This window comes from Arthrobacter sp. zg-Y20 (genome assembly GCF_030142075.1).
Lineage (GTDB): Bacteria > Actinomycetota > Actinomycetes > Actinomycetales > Micrococcaceae > Arthrobacter_B.
In genome coordinates this window covers 1,196,571-1,214,506 of sequence record NZ_CP126241.1, presented here as the reverse complement: position 1 = coordinate 1,214,506, position 17,936 = coordinate 1,196,571, and the positions used below count along the sequence as shown (strand labels likewise).

General features: G+C 65.0%; 18 protein-coding genes. 2 read left to right on the top strand and 16 right to left on the bottom strand.

The window, feature by feature from the left end:
- Nucleotides 1-63 precede the first annotated feature (63 nt).
- From gatB to QNO06_RS05850, 5 genes are all read right to left on the bottom strand, one after another.
- The gene (gene gatB, locus QNO06_RS05870) at nucleotides 64-1,581 is read right to left on the bottom strand and encodes an Asp-tRNA(Asn)/Glu-tRNA(Gln) amidotransferase subunit GatB (protein WP_227913905.1); all 1,518 of its coding nucleotides are present in this window, start codon (nucleotides 1,579-1,581) and stop codon (nucleotides 64-66) included.
- A complete protein-coding gene (gene gatA / locus QNO06_RS05865) occupies nucleotides 1,582-3,084 on the bottom strand; it encodes an Asp-tRNA(Asn)/Glu-tRNA(Gln) amidotransferase subunit GatA (protein WP_227913904.1) in 1,503 nt (500 codons plus the stop codon).
- Between the two features lie 8 nt (nucleotides 3,085-3,092).
- The gene (gene gatC / locus QNO06_RS05860; RefSeq protein WP_227913903.1) at nucleotides 3,093-3,389 is read right to left on the bottom strand and encodes an Asp-tRNA(Asn)/Glu-tRNA(Gln) amidotransferase subunit GatC; all 297 of its coding nucleotides are present in this window, start codon (nucleotides 3,387-3,389) and stop codon (nucleotides 3,093-3,095) included.
- A gap of 320 nt (nucleotides 3,390-3,709) precedes the next feature.
- Nucleotides 3,710-4,204 (bottom strand): GNAT family N-acetyltransferase, encoded by a 495-nt coding sequence (locus QNO06_RS05855; protein WP_227913902.1) that lies wholly within the window; start codon nucleotides 4,202-4,204, stop codon nucleotides 3,710-3,712.
- 170 nt (nucleotides 4,205-4,374) lie between these two features.
- The gene (locus QNO06_RS05850; RefSeq protein ID WP_227913901.1) at nucleotides 4,375-4,821 is read right to left on the bottom strand and encodes a TraR/DksA family transcriptional regulator; all 447 of its coding nucleotides are present in this window, start codon (nucleotides 4,819-4,821) and stop codon (nucleotides 4,375-4,377) included.
- 150 nt (nucleotides 4,822-4,971) lie between these two features.
- Here QNO06_RS05850 and QNO06_RS05845 point away from each other — a divergent pair, with 150 nt between their 5' ends.
- Nucleotides 4,972-5,763: a class I SAM-dependent methyltransferase gene (locus tag QNO06_RS05845; protein ID WP_227913900.1), complete on the top strand. Its 792-nt coding sequence runs from the start codon at nucleotides 4,972-4,974 to the stop codon at nucleotides 5,761-5,763.
- 14 nt (nucleotides 5,764-5,777) lie between these two features.
- The gene (locus QNO06_RS05840; RefSeq protein WP_227913899.1) at nucleotides 5,778-6,392 is read left to right on the top strand and encodes a GNAT family N-acetyltransferase; all 615 of its coding nucleotides are present in this window, start codon (nucleotides 5,778-5,780) and stop codon (nucleotides 6,390-6,392) included.
- Nucleotides 6,393-6,406: 14 nt separating this feature from the next.
- Here QNO06_RS05840 and QNO06_RS05835 read toward each other — a convergent pair whose 3' ends face one another.
- The 11 genes from QNO06_RS05835 to QNO06_RS05785 form a co-directional block, all read right to left on the bottom strand.
- The gene (locus tag QNO06_RS05835) at nucleotides 6,407-7,201 is read right to left on the bottom strand and encodes an inositol monophosphatase family protein (protein ID WP_227913898.1); all 795 of its coding nucleotides are present in this window, start codon (nucleotides 7,199-7,201) and stop codon (nucleotides 6,407-6,409) included.
- The gene (gene ligA / locus QNO06_RS05830) at nucleotides 7,198-9,387 is read right to left on the bottom strand and encodes an NAD-dependent DNA ligase LigA (protein WP_442860189.1); all 2,190 of its coding nucleotides are present in this window, start codon (nucleotides 9,385-9,387) and stop codon (nucleotides 7,198-7,200) included. The genes QNO06_RS05835 and ligA overlap by 4 nt, the downstream gene beginning before the upstream one ends.
- 240 nt (nucleotides 9,388-9,627) lie before the next feature.
- The gene (locus QNO06_RS05825; RefSeq protein WP_227913896.1) at nucleotides 9,628-10,506 is read right to left on the bottom strand and encodes a hypothetical protein; all 879 of its coding nucleotides are present in this window, start codon (nucleotides 10,504-10,506) and stop codon (nucleotides 9,628-9,630) included.
- A 49-nt stretch (nucleotides 10,507-10,555) separates the two neighbouring features.
- Nucleotides 10,556-11,074 carry a hypothetical protein gene (locus tag QNO06_RS05820; protein ID WP_227913895.1) on the bottom strand — a complete coding sequence of 173 codons (519 nt, stop codon included), beginning with the start codon at nucleotides 11,072-11,074 and terminating at the stop codon, nucleotides 10,556-10,558.
- Between the two features lie 141 nt (nucleotides 11,075-11,215).
- Nucleotides 11,216-11,668, bottom strand: coding sequence for a hypothetical protein (locus QNO06_RS05815; RefSeq protein ID WP_227913894.1), 453 nt, complete (start codon nucleotides 11,666-11,668; stop codon nucleotides 11,216-11,218).
- A 225-nt stretch (nucleotides 11,669-11,893) separates the two neighbouring features.
- Nucleotides 11,894-12,787 (bottom strand): hypothetical protein, encoded by an 894-nt coding sequence (locus QNO06_RS05810; RefSeq protein ID WP_227913893.1) that lies wholly within the window; start codon nucleotides 12,785-12,787, stop codon nucleotides 11,894-11,896.
- 31 nt (nucleotides 12,788-12,818) lie between these two features.
- On the bottom strand, nucleotides 12,819-13,304 hold the full coding sequence (locus tag QNO06_RS05805) for a hypothetical protein (protein WP_227913892.1): 486 nt from the start codon (nucleotides 13,302-13,304) through the stop codon (nucleotides 12,819-12,821).
- A 3-nt stretch (nucleotides 13,305-13,307) separates the two neighbouring features.
- Nucleotides 13,308-16,631, bottom strand: coding sequence for a hypothetical protein (locus tag QNO06_RS05800; protein WP_227913891.1), 3,324 nt, complete (start codon nucleotides 16,629-16,631; stop codon nucleotides 13,308-13,310).
- A 44-nt stretch (nucleotides 16,632-16,675) separates the two neighbouring features.
- A complete protein-coding gene (locus QNO06_RS05795; RefSeq protein WP_227913890.1) occupies nucleotides 16,676-17,065 on the bottom strand; it encodes a DUF6507 family protein in 390 nt (129 codons plus the stop codon).
- A gap of 8 nt (nucleotides 17,066-17,073) precedes the next feature.
- Complete coding sequence (locus QNO06_RS05790; RefSeq protein WP_227913888.1) at nucleotides 17,074-17,379, bottom strand: pore-forming ESAT-6 family protein; 306 nt, start codon at nucleotides 17,377-17,379, stop codon at nucleotides 17,074-17,076.
- 80 nt (nucleotides 17,380-17,459) lie between these two features.
- Complete coding sequence (locus QNO06_RS05785) at nucleotides 17,460-17,795, bottom strand: hypothetical protein (protein ID WP_227913887.1); 336 nt, start codon at nucleotides 17,793-17,795, stop codon at nucleotides 17,460-17,462.
- Nucleotides 17,796-17,936: the final 141 nt, after the last annotated feature.

Genomic DNA, 17,936 nt, shown 5'->3' with positions numbered 1-17,936 from the left:
TAACCCGACGGACCCCGGCAGGCGGAATGCCTGCCGGGGTCCGGAACGGACGGATACCGGGTGTTAGCCCTGTACGCCCAGGCGTTCCAGGATCAGTTCGCGCACACGGCCTGCGTCGGCCTGGCCGCGGGTGGCCTTCATGACTCCGCCCACGATGGCGCCGACGGCCTGGACCTTGCCGCCGCGGATCTTGTCCGCGACGTCGGGCTGGGCCGCGAGGGCGGCGTCGATGGCTTCGAGCAGGGGGCCGTCGTCGGAAACAACGGCGAGGCCGCGCTTTTCGATGACTTCCTCCGGGGTGCCTTCGCCGGCGAGGACGCCGTCGAGCACCTGGCGGGCCAGCTTGTCGTTGATCTTGCCGGCCTGGACCAGGCGGTCCAGTTCAACGATCAGTTCCGGCGTGACGCCTACGTCCACCGGATCCACTTCGGCTTCCTTGGCCCGGCGGGCCACTTCACCCATCCACCACTTGCGGGCCACCTGTGCGGAGGCTCCGGCGGCGATGGTTTCCTCGATGGCCTCCATGACGCCGGCATTGACGACGTCGCGGAACTCGGCGTCGGAGTAGCCCCACTCTTCCTTGAGCCGCTTGCGGCGCTCGGCCGGCGGCTCGGGCAGCTGCGCCCGCAGCTCTTCGATCCATTCCTTGGACGTGACCACGGGAACCAGATCGGGCTCCGGGAAGTAGCGGTAGTCATCGGCGTCGGACTTCGGCCGGCCCGAGGTGGTGGAGCGGGTGTCCTCGTGCCAGTGCCGGGTTTCCTGGACAATCGTGTTGCCGGAGTCCAGGACGGCGGCGTGGCGCTGGATTTCGAAGCGGACAGCGCGTTCGACGGCGCGCAGCGAGTTCACGTTCTTCGTTTCGGAGCGCGTGCCGAACTTTTCCTGGCCGTACGGGCGCAGCGAGACGTTGGCATCGCAGCGCACGTTGCCGCGTTCCATCTTGGCGTCGGAAACGCCCAGGTTCTTCACGATTTCCCGGATGGCGGCCACGTAGGCCTTCGCCAGCTCGGGGGCCCGGGAACCGGCGCCTTCAATCGGCTTGGTGACAATCTCCACCAGCGGCACACCGGCGCGGTTGTAGTCCACCAGCGAGAAGTCCGCGCCCTGGATGCGGCCTGCAGCGCCGCCCATGTGGGTCAGCTTGCCGGCGTCCTCTTCCATGTGGGCACGCTCAATCTCGACCCGGAAGACGGTGCCGTCCTCCAGCTCAATGTCCAGGTAGCCGTCGTACGCAATGGGATCTTCGTACTGCGAGGTCTGGAAGTTCTTGGGCGTGTCCGGGTAGAAGTACTGCTTCCGGGCGAAGGTGCAGGATTCGGCGATCTTGCAGTTCAGCGCCAGGCCGATCAGGATCGAGTACTCCACGGCCTTTTTGTTCACGACCGGCAGCACGCCGGGCATGCCCAGGTCCACTGGGGTGACTGCCGTGTTGGGCTCGTCGCCGAAGATGTTCGGGGCGTCGGAGAACATTTTGGTTTTGGTGTTCAGCTCCACGTGGACCTCGAACCCCAGCACCGGATCGTACTTCTCCATAGCCTCTTCGAAGGACAGGGTTTCATCCTGGATGTGGACGGACATTTACTTCACTCCTCCGAGTACGGGTGCCTGGGCCAGCAGCGGACCGCCCCACTTCTGCTCCAGCATGCCCTCAAGGGCGGCGCCGGCGCGGTAGAGGCGGATGTCTTCACGGGCGGGGGCCAGGAACTGGATACCGACGGGAAGGCCGTCGGACAGGCCGCCGGGAATCGAGATGCCCGGGACGCCGGCCATGTTGGCCGGGATGGTGGCGACGTCGTTCAAGTACATGGCCAGCGGATCGTCCAGCTTTTCGCCGAGCCGGAAGGCCGTGTTGGGCGAGGTGGGGGAAATCAGCACGTCGGCCTGCGCGAACGCGGCGTCGAAGTCGCGCTGGATCAGGGTGCGCACCTTCTGGGCCGAGCCGTAGTAGGCGTCGTAGTAGCCGGCCGACAGGGCGTAGGTGCCCAGGATGATGCGGCGCTTGACTTCGTCGCCGAAGCCGGCGGCGCGGGTGGCACCCATAACGCGTTCAATGGTCAGCGGCGGCTCGGCGGGCAGCTCGCGCATGCCGTACCGGACGCCGTCGTACTTGGCCAGGTTCGAGGAAGCCTCGGACGGCATGATCAGGTAGTAGGCGCCCAGGGCGTACTTGAAGTTGGGGCAGGAAACCTCGACGATTTCCGCTCCCGCGTCCCGAAGCATGTCCAGCGATTCGTTGAAGCGGGCCTGGATGCCTGCCTCGTAGCCTTCACCCTGCAGTTCCTTGATGACGCCGATGCGCATTCCGGCGACGTTGCCGTTCCGGGCGGCGTCGGCCAGGGAACCCACGGGCTCCGTCAGGGAGGTGGAATCGCGCGGATCGTGGCCGCCGATGACTTCCTGCAGCAGGGCGGCATCCAGCACGGTGCGGGACACCGGGCCGATCTGGTCCAGCGAGGAGGCCATGGCGATCGCCCCGTAGCGGGAGACACCGCCGTAGGTGGGCTTGACGCCCACGGAACCGGTGACGGCGGCCGGCTGGCGGATGGATCCGCCGGTGTCGGTGCCCAGCGCCAGCGGTGCTTCGAAGGCGGCAACAGCGGCCGCAGATCCGCCGCCGGATCCGCCGGGGATCCGGTCCAGGTCCCACGGGTTGCGGGTGGGGCCGTAGGCGGAGTGCTCCGTGGAGGAGCCCATGGCGAACTCGTCCAGGTTGGTCTTGCCGAGCATCGGCATCCGTGAGGCACGGATCTTCGAGATGACCGTGGCGTCGTACGGGCTCATCCAGCCCTCGAGCATCTTGGAACCGGCCGTGGTGGGCTGGCCCTTGGTGACAATCAGGTCCTTGATGGCAATGGGAACGCCGGCCAGTTCGTGCAGCTGCTCGCCGGCGGCGCGGGCCTTGTCGACGTCGGCGGCTACCTGCAGTGCCTCGTCCGTGTTGACGTGCAGGAAGGCGTTGACGGCGCCGTCCACCTCGCTGATGCGGTCCAGGTGCGCCTGGGTGACCTCGACGGCGGTGACCTCGCGGGCGGCCAGCTTGGCGGCCAGTTGCGCGGCGGAAGATGTAATCAGTTCACTCATGGAAGTTTTTACTCCTCATCCAGGATGGCAGGGACCTTGAAGCGGCCGGCGGCATTGTCGGGAGCGCCGGACAGGGCTTCGTCATTGGTCAGCGTCTGCCCCACAACGTCCTCGCGGAAGACGTTGGTCAGCGGGATGGGGTGGGAGGTTGCCGGGATGTCCTCGCCGGCAACTTCGCTTACGGATTTGATCGAATCCACGATGACATCGAGTTCGCCGGCCATCTTGTCCAGCTCGTCGTTGGTCATCTCAATGTGGGCCAGCCGCGCCAGATGCGCCACAGCCTCACGATTGATCTCAGACATGAGTCTCCCATGCGTCTTCTAAAGGAACGTTTCGGTATGAAACCGGTATCCGTTCCAGTCTACGGCGTTCGGCGGCCGCCCATGGAGGCCGCCGCCACACACTCCCGTGCAGCAGATGCTGGGTCGGGCTCATCTCCCGTACAGCAGATGCTGAGTCGGGCTCATCTCCCGTACAGCAGATGCTGCCTGGCGGAGCCGTAGCCCGCATCAGCTGTACACAAGGCACCGCATCCGGCGCGGCCCGTCGCCGGGCAGGGATACGCGAAAGCCGCCCCGCCGCCGTCGGGCGCTGGAGCGGCTGGCCCCGCGGGCAAGGACGGTTAGACAGCCTTGCGGAAGACCCAGAGAATGTAGTCTTCGCCGGGAACGGTCCAGTCCCGCTCCGGCACCCGGACAAAGCCCAGGGACAGGTAGAGGGCGTGGGCGTTCAGCATGGTGGTCATGCTGGTCAGGCTCACTGCCTCGATGCCGTCCTTGTTCCGGGCGTAGTCGATGATGGCGTTAACCAGGGCGCGGCCCACTCCTCCGCGCTGCACGGCGGGGTCGACGGCGAGCATCCGGAATTCCAGCTCGCCCTCAATGGCGATGTCGGTGTAGGGCTGGCCGGCGTAGGTGATGGCCGCGGAGGCTGCCACCTTTCCGTCCCGTTCCGCCACCCACAGTTCGGTGTGCTTGGCGCGGTCCTCGACGTTTTCGAGTTCCTTGACGTAGGGGTTGTCGGCCTCGATGTGATTGCCGTGCAGGTAAGCCTCACGGGTGATCCGGCGGATATCTTCAAAATCAGCCTCGGTGGCAAGCCGGATGGTGATGCTCATGCGCGTTACGAATCCTTACGTCTCTAGTTGAAGTGCACGTAGATTCTACCCTCACCCCGCTCCGTTTCCGGACCGGGGTGAGGGTACGCACATCACTGGAAAACGCCTGTATCCGTTAGCGCGGGTTTACCGGTTGTTCGCCGGTTGATTACCGGTTGCTCACCGGTTGCTCACCGGCGGCGGGCGGCGGCGCAACTGACGCAGAAACGCGTTTCCGGACGGATCTCCAGCCGGGCCGCCGGTATGGGATTTCCGCAGCGTTCGCAGATACCGTAGGCGCCGGCATCCAGGCGAACCCGTGCATCAAGCAGTTCAATCAGCGATGTTTCCGCTGCCGCCAGCAGCGCCACTTCGTTGGCGCGCTCCACCGAAACGGTGGTGCCTTCGGGGTCATGTTCGTCGTCGGCAGGGATGTCCTTTGCCGCCAACGTCACTTCCCGGATGACCGCGTTCAAGGTGTCGATCTGTTCACGCGTCCGGTCGATGCGTTCATCGATCAGGGTCGCGAAATAGGCGGTGTCCAGCTCCGGCGGTGTTTGCACCCGAGGCAGTGCCGGGGCGGACACGGGCTCCGTCCGCACGGTTTTCCGCGGAGCGGTGGTTGTTTTGCGGGGCACGGGGTACCTCCTGTGAGTCGATGCTGCACGGGATGCGTCGCATAGATTATCCGCGCTGCGGCTGGGAAACCCGGCCTGGGGAGAGTGGTCTTTCCTCAGGGCTTAATCCCGGTAGGCTTCCGGCTATCCGGAGGAGGAACAAGGGGATCCATGGTTGACGCACACTACAACGAGCCGCGCCTCGTTGCGCTTTACGACGAGGACAATGCCGGCCGGTGGGACACCGACTTTTATGCGGGGCTGCTGGGCACGGAACCGCTGCGGATCGCCGATGTTGGCTGCGGAACCGGCAGCTTCGCCGTCGAGCTGACGCAGGCGGGGCACACGGTGACGGGTATTGATCCGGCTGCCGGCATGCTGGCGGCCGCACGGTCCCGACCGGGTTCCGAACTGGTGACCTGGCTCGCCGGGACGGCTGAGGACCTGCCGGCAGGCCCCTTTGACGCCGCAGTAATGACCGGCCACGCCTTCCAGTGCCTGCTGACCGAGTCGGAGATGCTTGCAACGCTCGTTGCGGTCCGGTCGCGTCTCGTCCCCGGCGGCACCTTCTATTTCGAGTCCAGGAACCCGGCAGCCAAGGCCTGGCTGGAGTGGGACTCCGGCCGCTCCGGGCCGGAGCTCCAGGAGTCTTCCGCCGGGACCCTTGAGGTGGAGTGGGAGCTGATCTCGGTGCAGGAAGAGAACGACGGCGCGGTGGTCATCTTCGAGGACCGCACCACGTTCCTGTCCGACGGCGAACCGTTCGCCAGCCGAAGTACCCTCAAATTCCCGCCCGCGGATCTCCTGGAACGGCTGCTGCAGGAAGCCGGCTTCAGCTCCACGGACTGGTACGGGGACTGGGACGGCGGCCCCTTTGTGGAAGCGACGAGCCGGGAGATCATCATCGCCGCCCGGTGCCATGCGGCTGCCGAAGCCACTAGGCGCGTCCGGGGAACCGGATAGGCCATCATGGTGCCATGACCGCGACTCCCTCCGGCCCCCGCTGGCCCGTCATCACACCCCGCCTCACCATCCGTCCCGCCGAAGCCGAAGACCTGCCGCGCATGTTTGACTACCGGCGGAAACCCGAGGTCGCCCAATGGATGACAGCCCAGCCCACGGACGTGGACGCCTTCGTGGAGCGACTCCGGCAGCCGGAACATTTGGCGGCCACCTTTGCCGTGGAACAGGCCGGAACCCTGATCGGTGACCTTTATCTTGCCCGCCAGGACGCGTGGGCGCAGCAGGAGGTAGAGGAGTTGGCGCGCGGTACACAGGCGGAGATCGGCTACGTCATTGCGCCGGAGTTCGCGGGGCGGGGGTATGGGAGCGAAGCCGTGGCCGCACTACTGCGCGTCTGCTTTGAGGACCTGGGCCTGCGCCGGGTGGTGGCGGAGTGTTTCGCCGACAACACCGCGTCCTGGCGGGTCATGGAAAAAGCGGGAATGCGGCGTGAGGGGAGGTCCCGCCAGGGGTCCCTCCACCGTTCGGGGCGCTGGCTGGATGACCTCCGCTACGCACTGCTGGCCGATGAATGGCGCGCATCCCGGTCCGGCGGAAGTGCCGTGGCGGAACCGCCCCGCCACACTTAGCCGCCCCGCCACACTTAGCCCAGCAGCGCAGCTCCGGCCGTCGTGAAGGCAGCCTCGCGTTCGGCATCGTTGCCCGGCTTCGCGGGCCGCTGCACCGGCACACCGGCCTCCTCCGCGACCAGCGCCCCGGCGGCATAGTCGTACTCATTCAATCCGCGCTCGGTGTAGGCATCCAGCGTCCCGTCGGCAACCATGCACAGGTCCAGCGCCGCGGAACCGAGACGGCGCACGTCCGCGAACTGCCCGGCCAGGCCCGGCAACGCGGCATACTGCTCGTCGCGCACAGAGGCGTTGTAGGAAAACCCGGTGCCCAGCAGCTTTCCAACCCGCTCCGGATCCGGTCCGGTGAGTTTCCGGACGGTGCCGTGCTCAGCGAGCCATGCACCGTGCCCACGGGCGGCATAATAGACGCGCACCAGCGCAGGGGCGTGGACGACGCCGGCCAGCCACTCGCCGTCGTCGTTCACCGCTGCCACGGAGGTGGCGTAGTAGACGATGTTCCGGATGAAGTTGGTGGTGCCGTCCAACGGATCGATGGACCACCGGATGCCGGAGGAATGGACCGGGACCGCTGCTTCCAGCTCCTCCCCCGTCACCACATCCTGCGGGCGCAGCCGGGCCAAAACCTCGCGGACGGCCACCTCGGCGGCGGTATCGAAGTCCGTGACCCAGTCGCCGTCGGCGCTTTTGTTCACCGGGTTCAGCCCCGCCGCGGAACGCCGGGCCAGCACCGCAGCTCCGGCAGCGGCGGCCTCGCGGGCCACTTCCAGCAGTTCCAGCGGATCAACGTCGTCCGGCAGCGGGCTCATTCGGACCCTTCCTCCAGTGCTTCGGCGGCGTTCCCGTCACCGGGCTCTTCGTCGTCCAGCGGTACGGACCCTTCGGCCAGCAGCGTCCGGAAACCGTCTTCGTCAATTACCCGCACACCCAGGGCTTCGGCCTTCTCCAGCTTGGTGCCGGCGTTTTCCCCGGCCACCACGTAGTCGGTTTTCTTCGAGACCGAGCCGGAGGCCTTTCCGCCGCGGGTCAGGATGGCTTCCTTGGCCTCGTCGCGGCTGAAGTTCGGCAGGGTGCCGGTGACGACGACGGTCAGGCCCTCCAGCGTGCGGGGCATCGATTCGTCGCGCTCGTCGGCCATCCGCACCCCGGCTGCGGCCCAGGCGTCCACGATCTCGCGGTGCCAGTCCTCGGCGAACCACTCCGTTAGCGCGGCGGCGATGGTGGGGCCGACGCCGTCGACGTGTGCCAGCTGCTCTTCGGTGGCAGCGCGGATCGCCTCCATGGACCCGAAGGCCCCGGCGAGCGCACGTGCCGCCGTCGGGCCCACATGCCGGATGGACAGCGCCACCAGAACCCGCCACAGCGGCTGGGTCTTGGCCTTTTCCAGCTCTTCGAACAGCTTGCGGGTAGTGGCAGAAGGAACCGACGGTTTCTTGGCGGTGCCCTTGGTGTAGAAGTACGGGACCAGTTCGGTGCCGTCCACCACGCCCTTGACCCGCTTTGGCCGTTCGATCCGCACGTCCGCCAGGTCCTCGACTTTCAAGTCGAACAGGCCGGCCTCACTGGTCAGCGGCGGGTTTTCCGGCTCGGCGGGCGAGGTGAGCGCAATCGCCGCCTCCCAACCGAGCGCCTCAATGTCGAAGGCACCGCGGCCGGCCAGGTGGAACACCCGTTCGCGCAGCTGCGAGGGGCAGGACTTGGCGTTGGGGCAGCGGATGTCCACGTCCCCTTCCTTGGCCGGCTTCAGCTCGGTTCCGCAGGAAGGGCAGTGCGTGGGCATCACGAAGTCGCGAACCGGCGGATCCTGCGCGTCGCGGAGGGCGACGACGGGGCCAACGATTTCGGGGATCACGTCGCCGGCCTTGCGCAGCACCACAATGTCGCCGATCTTCACGCCCTTGGCCTTCACCACGTCCTGGTTGTGCAGGGTGGCCATCTCCACGGTGGAGCCGGAGACCAGCACCGGCGTCATGATCCCGTACGGGGTGACGCGTCCGGTGCGGCCCACGTTGACGCGGATGTCCAGCAGCTTGGTGTTCACTTCCTCCGGCGGGTACTTGTAGGCCACGGACCAGCGCGGCACCCGGGAGGTGTTGCCCAGCGCGCGCTGCAGTCCGAAGTCGTCCACCTTGACCACAATGCCGTCAATCTCGTGCGAGAGATCGTGCCGATGCTCGCCGTTCTCGGCAATGTACTTGAGCACTTCTTCGTAGGTGTCCAGCACCTTGTAATAGGGCGACGTCGGCAGGCCCCACTGCTTGAGCAGCTCATAGGTTTCGGACTGGCTGGCCGCACTGAGGCCTTCGCGGGCGCCGATACCGTGCACGTACATGCTCAGCGGGCGGCGGGCCGTGACTTCGGGGTCCTTCTGCCGCAGGGAACCGGCGGCGGCGTTGCGCGGGTTGGCGAACGGTGCCTTGCCCGCTTCCACCATGGTTTCGTTCAGGGCCGCGAATTCCTTTGAGGGGATGAAGACCTCGCCGCGGATTTCCATTTCCGCCGGCAGGTTTTCGCCCTTCAGCGTGCGCGGGATGGACGCGATGGTGAGCACGTTGTGGGTGATGTCCTCACCGGTGGTTCCGTCGCCGCGCGTGGCGGCGCGGACCAGTTCGCCGTTGCGGTAGAGCAGGTTGACGGCCAGGCCGTCGATCTTCAGCTCGGTGAGCCACTTGATCTTGGCGTCCGGGGCAATGTTGGCGACCGACGCTTCCGCCTTGCGGACCCAGGCGTCCAGCTCGTCGAGGGAGAAGACATCTTCGAGGCTGTACATCCGCTGCAGGTGTTCCACCGGGGCGAAGGCCGCGGATACCTCGCCGCCCACTTCCTGGGTGGGTGAATCGTTGGTGACCAACTCCGGGTGCAGCGCCTCGATTTCCTCCAGGCGGCGGTAGAGCGTGTCGAACTCAGCGTCTGAAACCAGGGGCGCGTCTTCGTTGTAATACGCGAACCGGTAGCGGCGCACCTGCTCTGCGAGCGCCTGGTATTCCTCGCGCAGGTCCCCGGCGGGCGGGGTGTCGGTGCTGACCGACTCGACGGCGGCTTCGGTGTCCGTGGTTTCCGGGGATGTCTTGGCTGTGCTCACCTAACCAATCTTGCCGTATACCGTCCGGTTGCGGGAGTTGCGTTGCACGCCGTCGTTGGCTGGCGACGTCTGTGTCGCAGCGCGTCCGGGCTTGCCAACTACGGGACATTCTCAGGTTGGAGGGTTCTTCCGCCACGAGACGTTGGAATTGCCCTAGCGCGCCGCCGGCTTGAGCCGGTTCTGGAACATCTCCACGTCCGTCACCGCAGACTCCGGCTGGACGGTCCAGTACACCCCGGCGTCCGCCTTGTTCAGGCCCAGCGACTCCGCAACATCGGCGTTGTGCCCGGTGTAGAAGAGACGGAAAACCCGGCCCCCGCCGTCGTGCGCCACATCCGTGATCCGGAACGGTTGCCCCTGCCACCGGCACACCGCATTGACCTCAAACAGGTCGTCCAACTCCGCCACCGGCACCTCCCGGCTCCAGCACCCGCGCATCGTCTGCCGGAACCCGGTAATCTCGGCCGGCGGCTCCGACGCCGCAGCCAGCACCGCCTTGTCCCCCACCACATCGGCCGGGAACTGGAAACCGTCCCAGACCGCCACCCAGCCGATCACCGTCTGCGGAGAGGCGTGCCGGGGAGTCGAGATGTCCGACCCCTCCAACACACCCCACCCCGAAGCGACATCTATATACATGGCCAGCAACTGCTCCTGCTGCCCCTCCCGGATCCGCCACAACTGCGCGCGCGGAGGAATCCGGCACTCGTCCAGGAACCACACCGGCGCCACTCCCCCGCCCCAGCGGGCAAACCCGGTACCGGTGAACGGCGGCCGGTCCACGAACCCCGGCGCCATCGCCGAATGCACATAGACCGACGGCGGCGCCTCGAAACGCAGCACGTCCAGGTAGTCGGCGTCCGGGTCCCACGGAGAGCCGGGGAAACCCAGCCCGTGCGCTTCGTACAGTTCCCGGGGCGACTTCACCTGCGCGACGTCGGCGGCGTTCAGGACAAACCCGGCGATCGAGTCGCGGTTGGCCTCCACCATCATGGCGACATGCGCCGGGCTGAGCGGTTTCTGAAAAATCACGAGACTCTGCTTCCTGCTGCCCTCGGGCCGCGATAAGTGCCGACGAAACCTACTTCTTCAAGTCCTTTTCAACCATCTGGACATCTTCCAGATCCTCCCAGCGGAAAGTCCCGTGATACTCAATCCGGTCAGCCTTGACAATCTCCGGGAATTCCCCCCGGTCAATCTTCGCTTCCTGCGCTGGATGCGGTTCCACCCTGGCGTGGACGACGCCGTCGGTATACGTGGCGATGCCAATCTTGTTTCCGTGCCAGGTGGCGATCACGGCGAGCCACACAAAGCGGTCTGCCTCATCCTCGGCGACTTCCAAGGTCCACGAGGTGTGCCCGCCGCGCGGGTCGCGCGCCGAGGAGGGAGACCATTCCGGTCCTGGAGCCTCGGATGCTTCAGTGAACAGAGTGATAAACCCCTTACGCAGGCGCGCGGCACGATACCACTGGCCCCTCCACACCGCGTATTTACCAGGCCGCAGCATCCCGTTCGGCAGCGTTTCCAGCAGGAACCGGGACCCGGGATGGGAAGCTCGGCGGCTGCCTGCCTCCTCGGGCCGCGGAGTTTCCTTAGTCAACCGTTTGCACCCTTCTCCACATGCCGGTCCCTGTGCTTTCCTCGAAAATGGCTGCCAGAACCCGTTTGCCCGGCCAATCCCTCATCATCGAACGATTACAGCTACTACAAGGGCAGAAACCGAAGCTCCCACCCGTTGGGACTAGTTGGAAGCGCTGCCAAGCCCAAGCTTCGGCGCCAGCCACGTCGGAATGTGCTCCGGATCCCGCGGATACCTATCTTGGTCCTGTTTATAGGACTGGTCGGCAAGCGGGAAACTCCAGTCCGCTTCCTCGTCAAAGTTGTAGCGCGTTTCCACATGGCCCTGATTATCAATGTGCGTCTCCAAGGAAAACCATGTGCCGTACCCCGGCCGGTACATCAGCTTGCGTAACTCCTCTATGAGGCTGAAGGCCTTACCAGAGGTTTTTTCCCTCTTCACCACGCCGTTCCGGTCGACGTAGAGCTGCAATTCAGTCACCGTACCGGCTTCACGTCCCTCTAACCTGAGCGACCGCCAGCCCGACCGCACACTACCGTCTACCTCGCGAGCCAATGCGGTCTCCAACTCGGTCCGTCGCAAAACCAGATTCAGACCTGCTAATTGTTCAGCCACCGGCCTACCCCCTCATCATCGAATGGTTACAGCTGCTGCACGGGTGGGAGCCGAAGCTCCCACCCGGTGGAACTAGTTGGAAGCGCTGCCAAGCCCGAGCTTCGGCGCCAACCACGCGGGAATGTGCTCCGGATCCATTCGATTTTCAGCCACGCGATGCCCTGTCCTGTCCTCGTGGCTGAAGCGCCCGGGAGCCGCGTAGAGCGCAGTGCCTCACCGCCGCAACTAAACCCCGAAAAGATTACTCGGCATATGGTTTTCCACCACACGGTTATCCGAGGTTTCCTCGGCCGGAACCACCTCCCAATAAACACCGGCGTCGGCCTTATTCAGTCCCAGCGCCTCCGCACGGTCGGCGTTATGCCCGGTGTAGAACACCCGGAAGACCTGCCCGTCCTGGCCCCTGGCAACGTCGGTGATCCGGAACGGCTCGCCCCGCCAGGTGCAGGTGGCCAGCAGCTCGAAGGAATCCTCCACCTCCGCGGCTGGCACTTCCAAAGACCAACATCCCCGCGGCATCTGCTCGAACGGACCGAACTCGGCCGGCGGCTGCGTGGGGGCAGCGAGCATTGCCTTATCGCCCACCAGGTCTGCACGGAATCGGTGTCCGCACCACACAGCGTTCCACCCCATGATGTGAGAGGGAATGCTCCTGCCCGGCTGCGGTGTCCCTGCCGGAGGAGTCTGTACCAGCGCCCACCCGTAAGCGGCATGCATATACACGGCCACCAGGTCCTCACGGCCGCCGGCTGAAACCCGCCACAGCTCTGCTCCGGCCGGGATCGCCGACTCGTCCAGGAAATACAGGGGTACGACGCCGCCGGACCAGGGCGCGAACCCGGTCCCAGTGAACGGGGGACGGTCTACGAACTCCGGGGCCATCGCCTTATGCACGTACAAGGGCAGCGGATCATGGAAGCGCAGCACATGCACAAACCCCGCCGTGGGATCCCAGCGGGAGCCCGGAAACCCCAATCCGTGAACCGCGAAAAGGTCCTCGGGAGTGCGTGCTCCCACGGCATCCGCCGCGTTCACAATGAAACCCGAAACCGTGTCCTGGTTCTGGCCAATCAGGAATTGAACCTGTTCAGGACTCAATGCCTTCTGAAAAACAGTCATGCAAATGCTCCCCCGCAAATATTCAGATTCGTCATGAATCATCATCTTTCCGCCATGAGACTTCGGATCTAATGTTGTGGACCTTCTCTGCCGGAAGCCAACCAAACACACTGGATCGCTCAACCGGTTCATCATAGAAAGTAGTGAACCCATAAGCGCTCACCAGCCGGCGTCGCTCCTCCGGCGGCAGTGACTCACCGGAGATGGCAGCATAATTCCCCTCAGGGTCCTCGGCGAGAAGCTTCACCTCACGCCCGAGACCCAGGTTCCCCATCGCACGGACGCAATGAATACCTGTTACATCTTCCGCGGGAACCTCAAGTGAATGTATGACAACGCCCGGAGTAGGGAACCGACCCCTGTCCTCCACCGACAACCAGCCCGGACCAGGGGCATCTCCACCATGCTTTATGAGCAGAAACACCCTGTCGTCCAGCGTCGTCGAGTCGATTTCAACCTCATGCTCTTTCCACGTACCGTACGAACCGGTTAATTTCTTGCCACTCGAACTCCACATGGTTTAGAGGCTAATCCACTGCTTGAGCTTCTTACTGTAGATGCCCACCAGAACTTCCCTGCCGTTTCGGTCGATGCGCCACATTTCGCTTCCATCTTTCAGCGCAACGCCACCCTCAATCTTAAGTTCCGGGACGACGGGAAGGTGCTCCACCCGACTGCTGGTTAGCCCATGCCCGGTGTTCGGCCAGACAGCGGAATCCCCAAGGATCTCAATCCCTTCTCCATTGTTCATATGTGCCCGGAAGTCGAGTTCGTCCTGCCGCAGCAGGTCTGTGTCCCGCTCAGTCAAAGGACCTACCGCAGGGCGTCGGTCCGCCTCGCCAATCCTGTCCCGCCTGATCTCATCCACCCGGGCGTGGTTCGAGGCGTCCGGGATCACAACATTATTTGCTTGGTTCCCAGCGAGGTTGAAACGGATGGCGTAGATTTCATCCACTTCACCGGCGTTGAAAGCGATGCCGCCGTGGCCGTCGCTGTAATCAAGACGGAGACCGAGGATGATCTCGTCCACGGTCCGAAGATCCACGGTGTCCGAGGCCTGTGTGATGAACCCACCGACACTGCCCGGAAAGCGGTCAGTTTTTTCCCTGACCTTGAGCGCCTCGTCAGCACTGAGGATTTTCTGGAAAGGCTGCCGCGAATCACCGGAACCGAGCATATGCCGGACGTCGTGCACCAGGGCGGCCTGCGCATCGGTCAGGTCATAGTAGTAGCGATTTGGGATGCCGCGCAGGGCGGTCTCCAAGGGACTGAGCCCGCTGGGAACATCTCCGCGTCCCTCGATGCCGAAAACTTTCTCCACGAGTTCGGCCACCTGTGCTTCGGCCACCTTGGGCGGCAGGGTGCCGTCCGGATTGCGGAGGTTGTCCAGACGGTGGAAGTCCTCCGGCGAGAGGTGGGCTCGCAGCAATCCGTCGGCGTCGGTCCAGGTTTTCGGGTCCAAACTACGGCGAAGCTGGGCGATCTGGTCGTTCCGCGTGGAGACAGTATGTGTTATCCGCCTGTCTCCCACGGTGTACTCGACCGTCTCCGGACGCCCCTGGGCGTCGTGCAACACGGTCGGCTGAGTGTGATCAGCGCTGGATGGGCCGCTGTCACGGCCGCCGTCGCCGTCGAACGGGCCGCGGCCAGCAGGAACGTCTGGGTCTGCCACCGGTGTGCCCGACCGTATCTCTTCACCGGGTGCGGTGTGGGACGATGAGCCGTCCAGATCAACACGGCCCGACGGTGCCGACGTATCCGGAGCCCGGTTCCCTGCAGCCTCCGGTAGCGTATGGGCCTGCGTCGCGTCACGGTTCCCCTGTGTCAGGTCCGTGCTGCTCCCGTGGCCGGTAGCGCCGCCAACCGCAGTGTTTCCGTTAGGGGTCCCGGAACCGGATCCGTCCACACGGGCGGCTGCTTCCGGAATGTTCCCTCCGTGCGCCGTACCCGCTGCCGGTGCCTGTGGGTGCTCAGGCTTCGCAGCATCGACGCCAAGGTCTCCTGTCGATGAGCCTGTGTCCGCACTGGAGCGCACGGGAATCCGGTCTGCTTCCGCAGCCGCCGAATCGGCACCGGCATAAGCCGGAACGCGTTCCTTGACGTCAGCATCGGCAGCATCGCTGGCATCGCTGTGTACCGGAGTCTTGTCAGGGTCCGGCTTCCCGGGAGGGTCCGCCTGTGTTATCGCAGGCCCGGAACCGTCACCCTCCGGCTTCTGCGGCGGATCGGCCGGAGCCGCATTCGGTCCGGAACCATCCCGGTCAGGGGCCGTAGCGGCACCGGACCGCCGAGCAGCCGAATCGTCGGGACCATGCCCCGGGCCGTCGGCCGCCGGGGCGGCAGCCTGCGGAGCCGAAGCTTCCGGCGCGGCAGGAGAACCGGCGTCCGGCGCCGAGGTGTCATGAGCAGGATGAGCGCCGGGTGCAGGATTCCGGGGCGCCACGTCAGGCTCGGGTGCTGCAGCCGCGTGAGCCGGACGCGGAGCGGCCCCGCTGCCGTTCCCGTCGGCCAACCCCGTCCGTCCGGCGCTCCGGCCGGAGGCCTCAGGCACGGCCGTGCGGGTGTTGCCGCCTCCGTTGCCCTCACCGATTGCCGCAAGGTTCCGAAGTGGCGGGGTAGACGGGTCCGCGTCCGGCAGCGCCTGGCCAATCCGAGGCAGGGTGGTCTTTCCACCGTCAAACAGGTTGCGGCCCGCTTGGGCTGCGATCCGGGACGTATCGATCTTCAGCTTCTCGGCGAAGTCGGTGACCTTGATGGTGACGTCGGCGGCCTTGCCCAGGCCGGTGACGTCCACGGCCTTGCCGACTTTGCTGGCAGTGCCGGCGACATCTGAAACCTTCGACGCAACGGAGCCCACCTTAGCGGAAGCTCCGGCACCGGCCGTCATGAGAATGCTTGCCAGGTCAAAAGCGGATGCACCCGCTGCGTAGGCGGGGTCGGTTTTCCATTCGTCCCAGTGGATGGCGGCCTTGCCGACGGCGAGCAGCTCGTCGGCCGCGTCCTTGACCTTCTGCCCGTTGCCGGTAGCCACCAGGGCCATGCTCACCCCAGGCACGGCCACAATCGCCACATCCATGGCGAGCTTGCCCAGCCCCTTCCAGGTCTGCGCGAAGGCCTCCGGGCCCCCCAGCCCCACCATGTTGCCCAGCCCGGTGATGGTGCCGGTGACACCGCTCCACACGCCTTTGGCGAAGGAGCCGATGGCGTCGCCCACGTCCTGGTACCAGGGCTTGTCATACTCCCGGGGGTGGGCCCAGGGGACGTTGCCCTCCATGGACGCCGTGTTCAGCGAGTCCCGGGAGAACCCGTACTCAACTTCGCCGGCACCGGGGCCTTCCTCGGACGTCTCGACGTACTTGTCGCCGCCGTAAATGGCCGTCAGGGCATTGGCAAAGTTCCGCTCGGCAGTGGAGAGGTCCGCTGCAATGGAGTTGAGTTCCCCCGTGATCGCCAACTGCTCGTCATACAGGTCCTGGTCCTTGTTCCAGTCGTCATCGCCGGCGGTTTTCCGGTTGAACGCCGCAGCATCGGCCTTGGCGGCGGCAAGCCGTGCCTTCAGCGCCACTACCTCGTCGGCGTAAGTGTTGGCCGCTCCGTCCAACGTCCCAAAGTCGCCTGCGAGGTCTTCGGATGCTGTCTTGATGGGCCGGTACGCGGAGAACACCACCTCGGAGCCGTCGATGGCGTACACCTCTGGCGATTGAAGCTTCCCCCACGAGTGGGCTGCCGCTTCGGTGATGGTATCGATGGCAGTAGCGCCGTCGAGCAGGGCTTTGGCTGCTGCCCGGACTTCCTCCGGTTCCGGCATCATCGCCTCTAGTTCCGACACGTTGAAGATAGCCATGGCGTGGTTCGCTTTCCCGTCGAGGGTGTGAGGTTAGGGGCGGGTCAGGCCTGCGCGACGACGGCGCCGCGTGCTTGCCGGCCATAGACAGCAGGAGCGTAGGATCCTCCCGCAGTGCTCTGGGCGGCCTGGATCTGGGCCGTCCTGGCGTCATCGGCCATCTGGATATCAGCGGTTTCGACAATGGCCACGGCGTTGCCGACGGCCGTCGTGGCATCTTGGGTCCGTCCGGTGATGGTGCTCAGCTGCGGCATCAGGACGCGCTCAGTGAATCCGAGCAGTGCCGCGGACAGTGCCGGAGCGTTTTTCGACGCCGTGATCAGGGCCTGGAAATTACCCTCGAAGGCTCCGATGTGTGCCTCATACTGGGCGGCCTGGTCAGCCACTTCCGTCAGGACGGCACGCACCTCGGCCGGGCGAATGGAGTACGTCACCGCGCGTCCTAGCCGATATTGGCGACGGCGGACTTCGCCCGCGCACCCGCGCCGGCAGCCGTCTCATCATTCTGCGATAGCGTCTGCTTCACCAGGGCAATAATGTTCCGCGTCTCATTAGCCGCATTCCGGAAACGGTTCTCCACCGCCTGGTACTCCTCCGACACACCATCAGCCTGGAAATCCGACATCGCCGCGTTCACGGCCTTCTCACGCTCACCGATCAACGACTCCAACCGGGCAACAATCGACTGGATATCCCCCTGCACGGCAGAAGACGTATCAGTGTCATAGCTCAAACGATCCTGGGACATAACAAATCCTTTCAACACCGGCACCAGCCGGAACAAACAACCGAAAAAGAAAAGGAAGAAAAGAAGAAGCTCAACCCGCGCTAGCGCGAGGAACCGAACCGTGCGGCGTCGAACGCCGCCGAGCCCTGCTGCTGCGCCGCGTTATCCGCAGCCTCCTGGTCACCGGTCTGGAACGACCGGTCCATCTCCGACTGGCCCGTCAGGATCGCCGACAGGGAACTGTTCAGCTCATTGGCCACCTCATCAGTGCGGGCCTTGAACTCATCAAACTTCACCCGGCCGGCACCGTTGAACTTGCCCTCCAGCGGAGCAGCAGCCTCCATCAGGTTCCGCACCAGCTGCCCCAAATCCTCATTCGAGGAACCGGTCTGCTGCGTCAGCGTACCCAGCGTAGAAGAACCCATATCGAATTTCATGAAAAAACTCCCTATTGGCACCCCGCGGCGCCCTCGTCCGAAAACTGTTCCCCCGTCAGCCGGACGAATTCACCCCAACAGGTAAATCCCTTTCCGCTTGCCGGTAACCCCTATCAAACCCACCAAAACAAAACCGGTCAA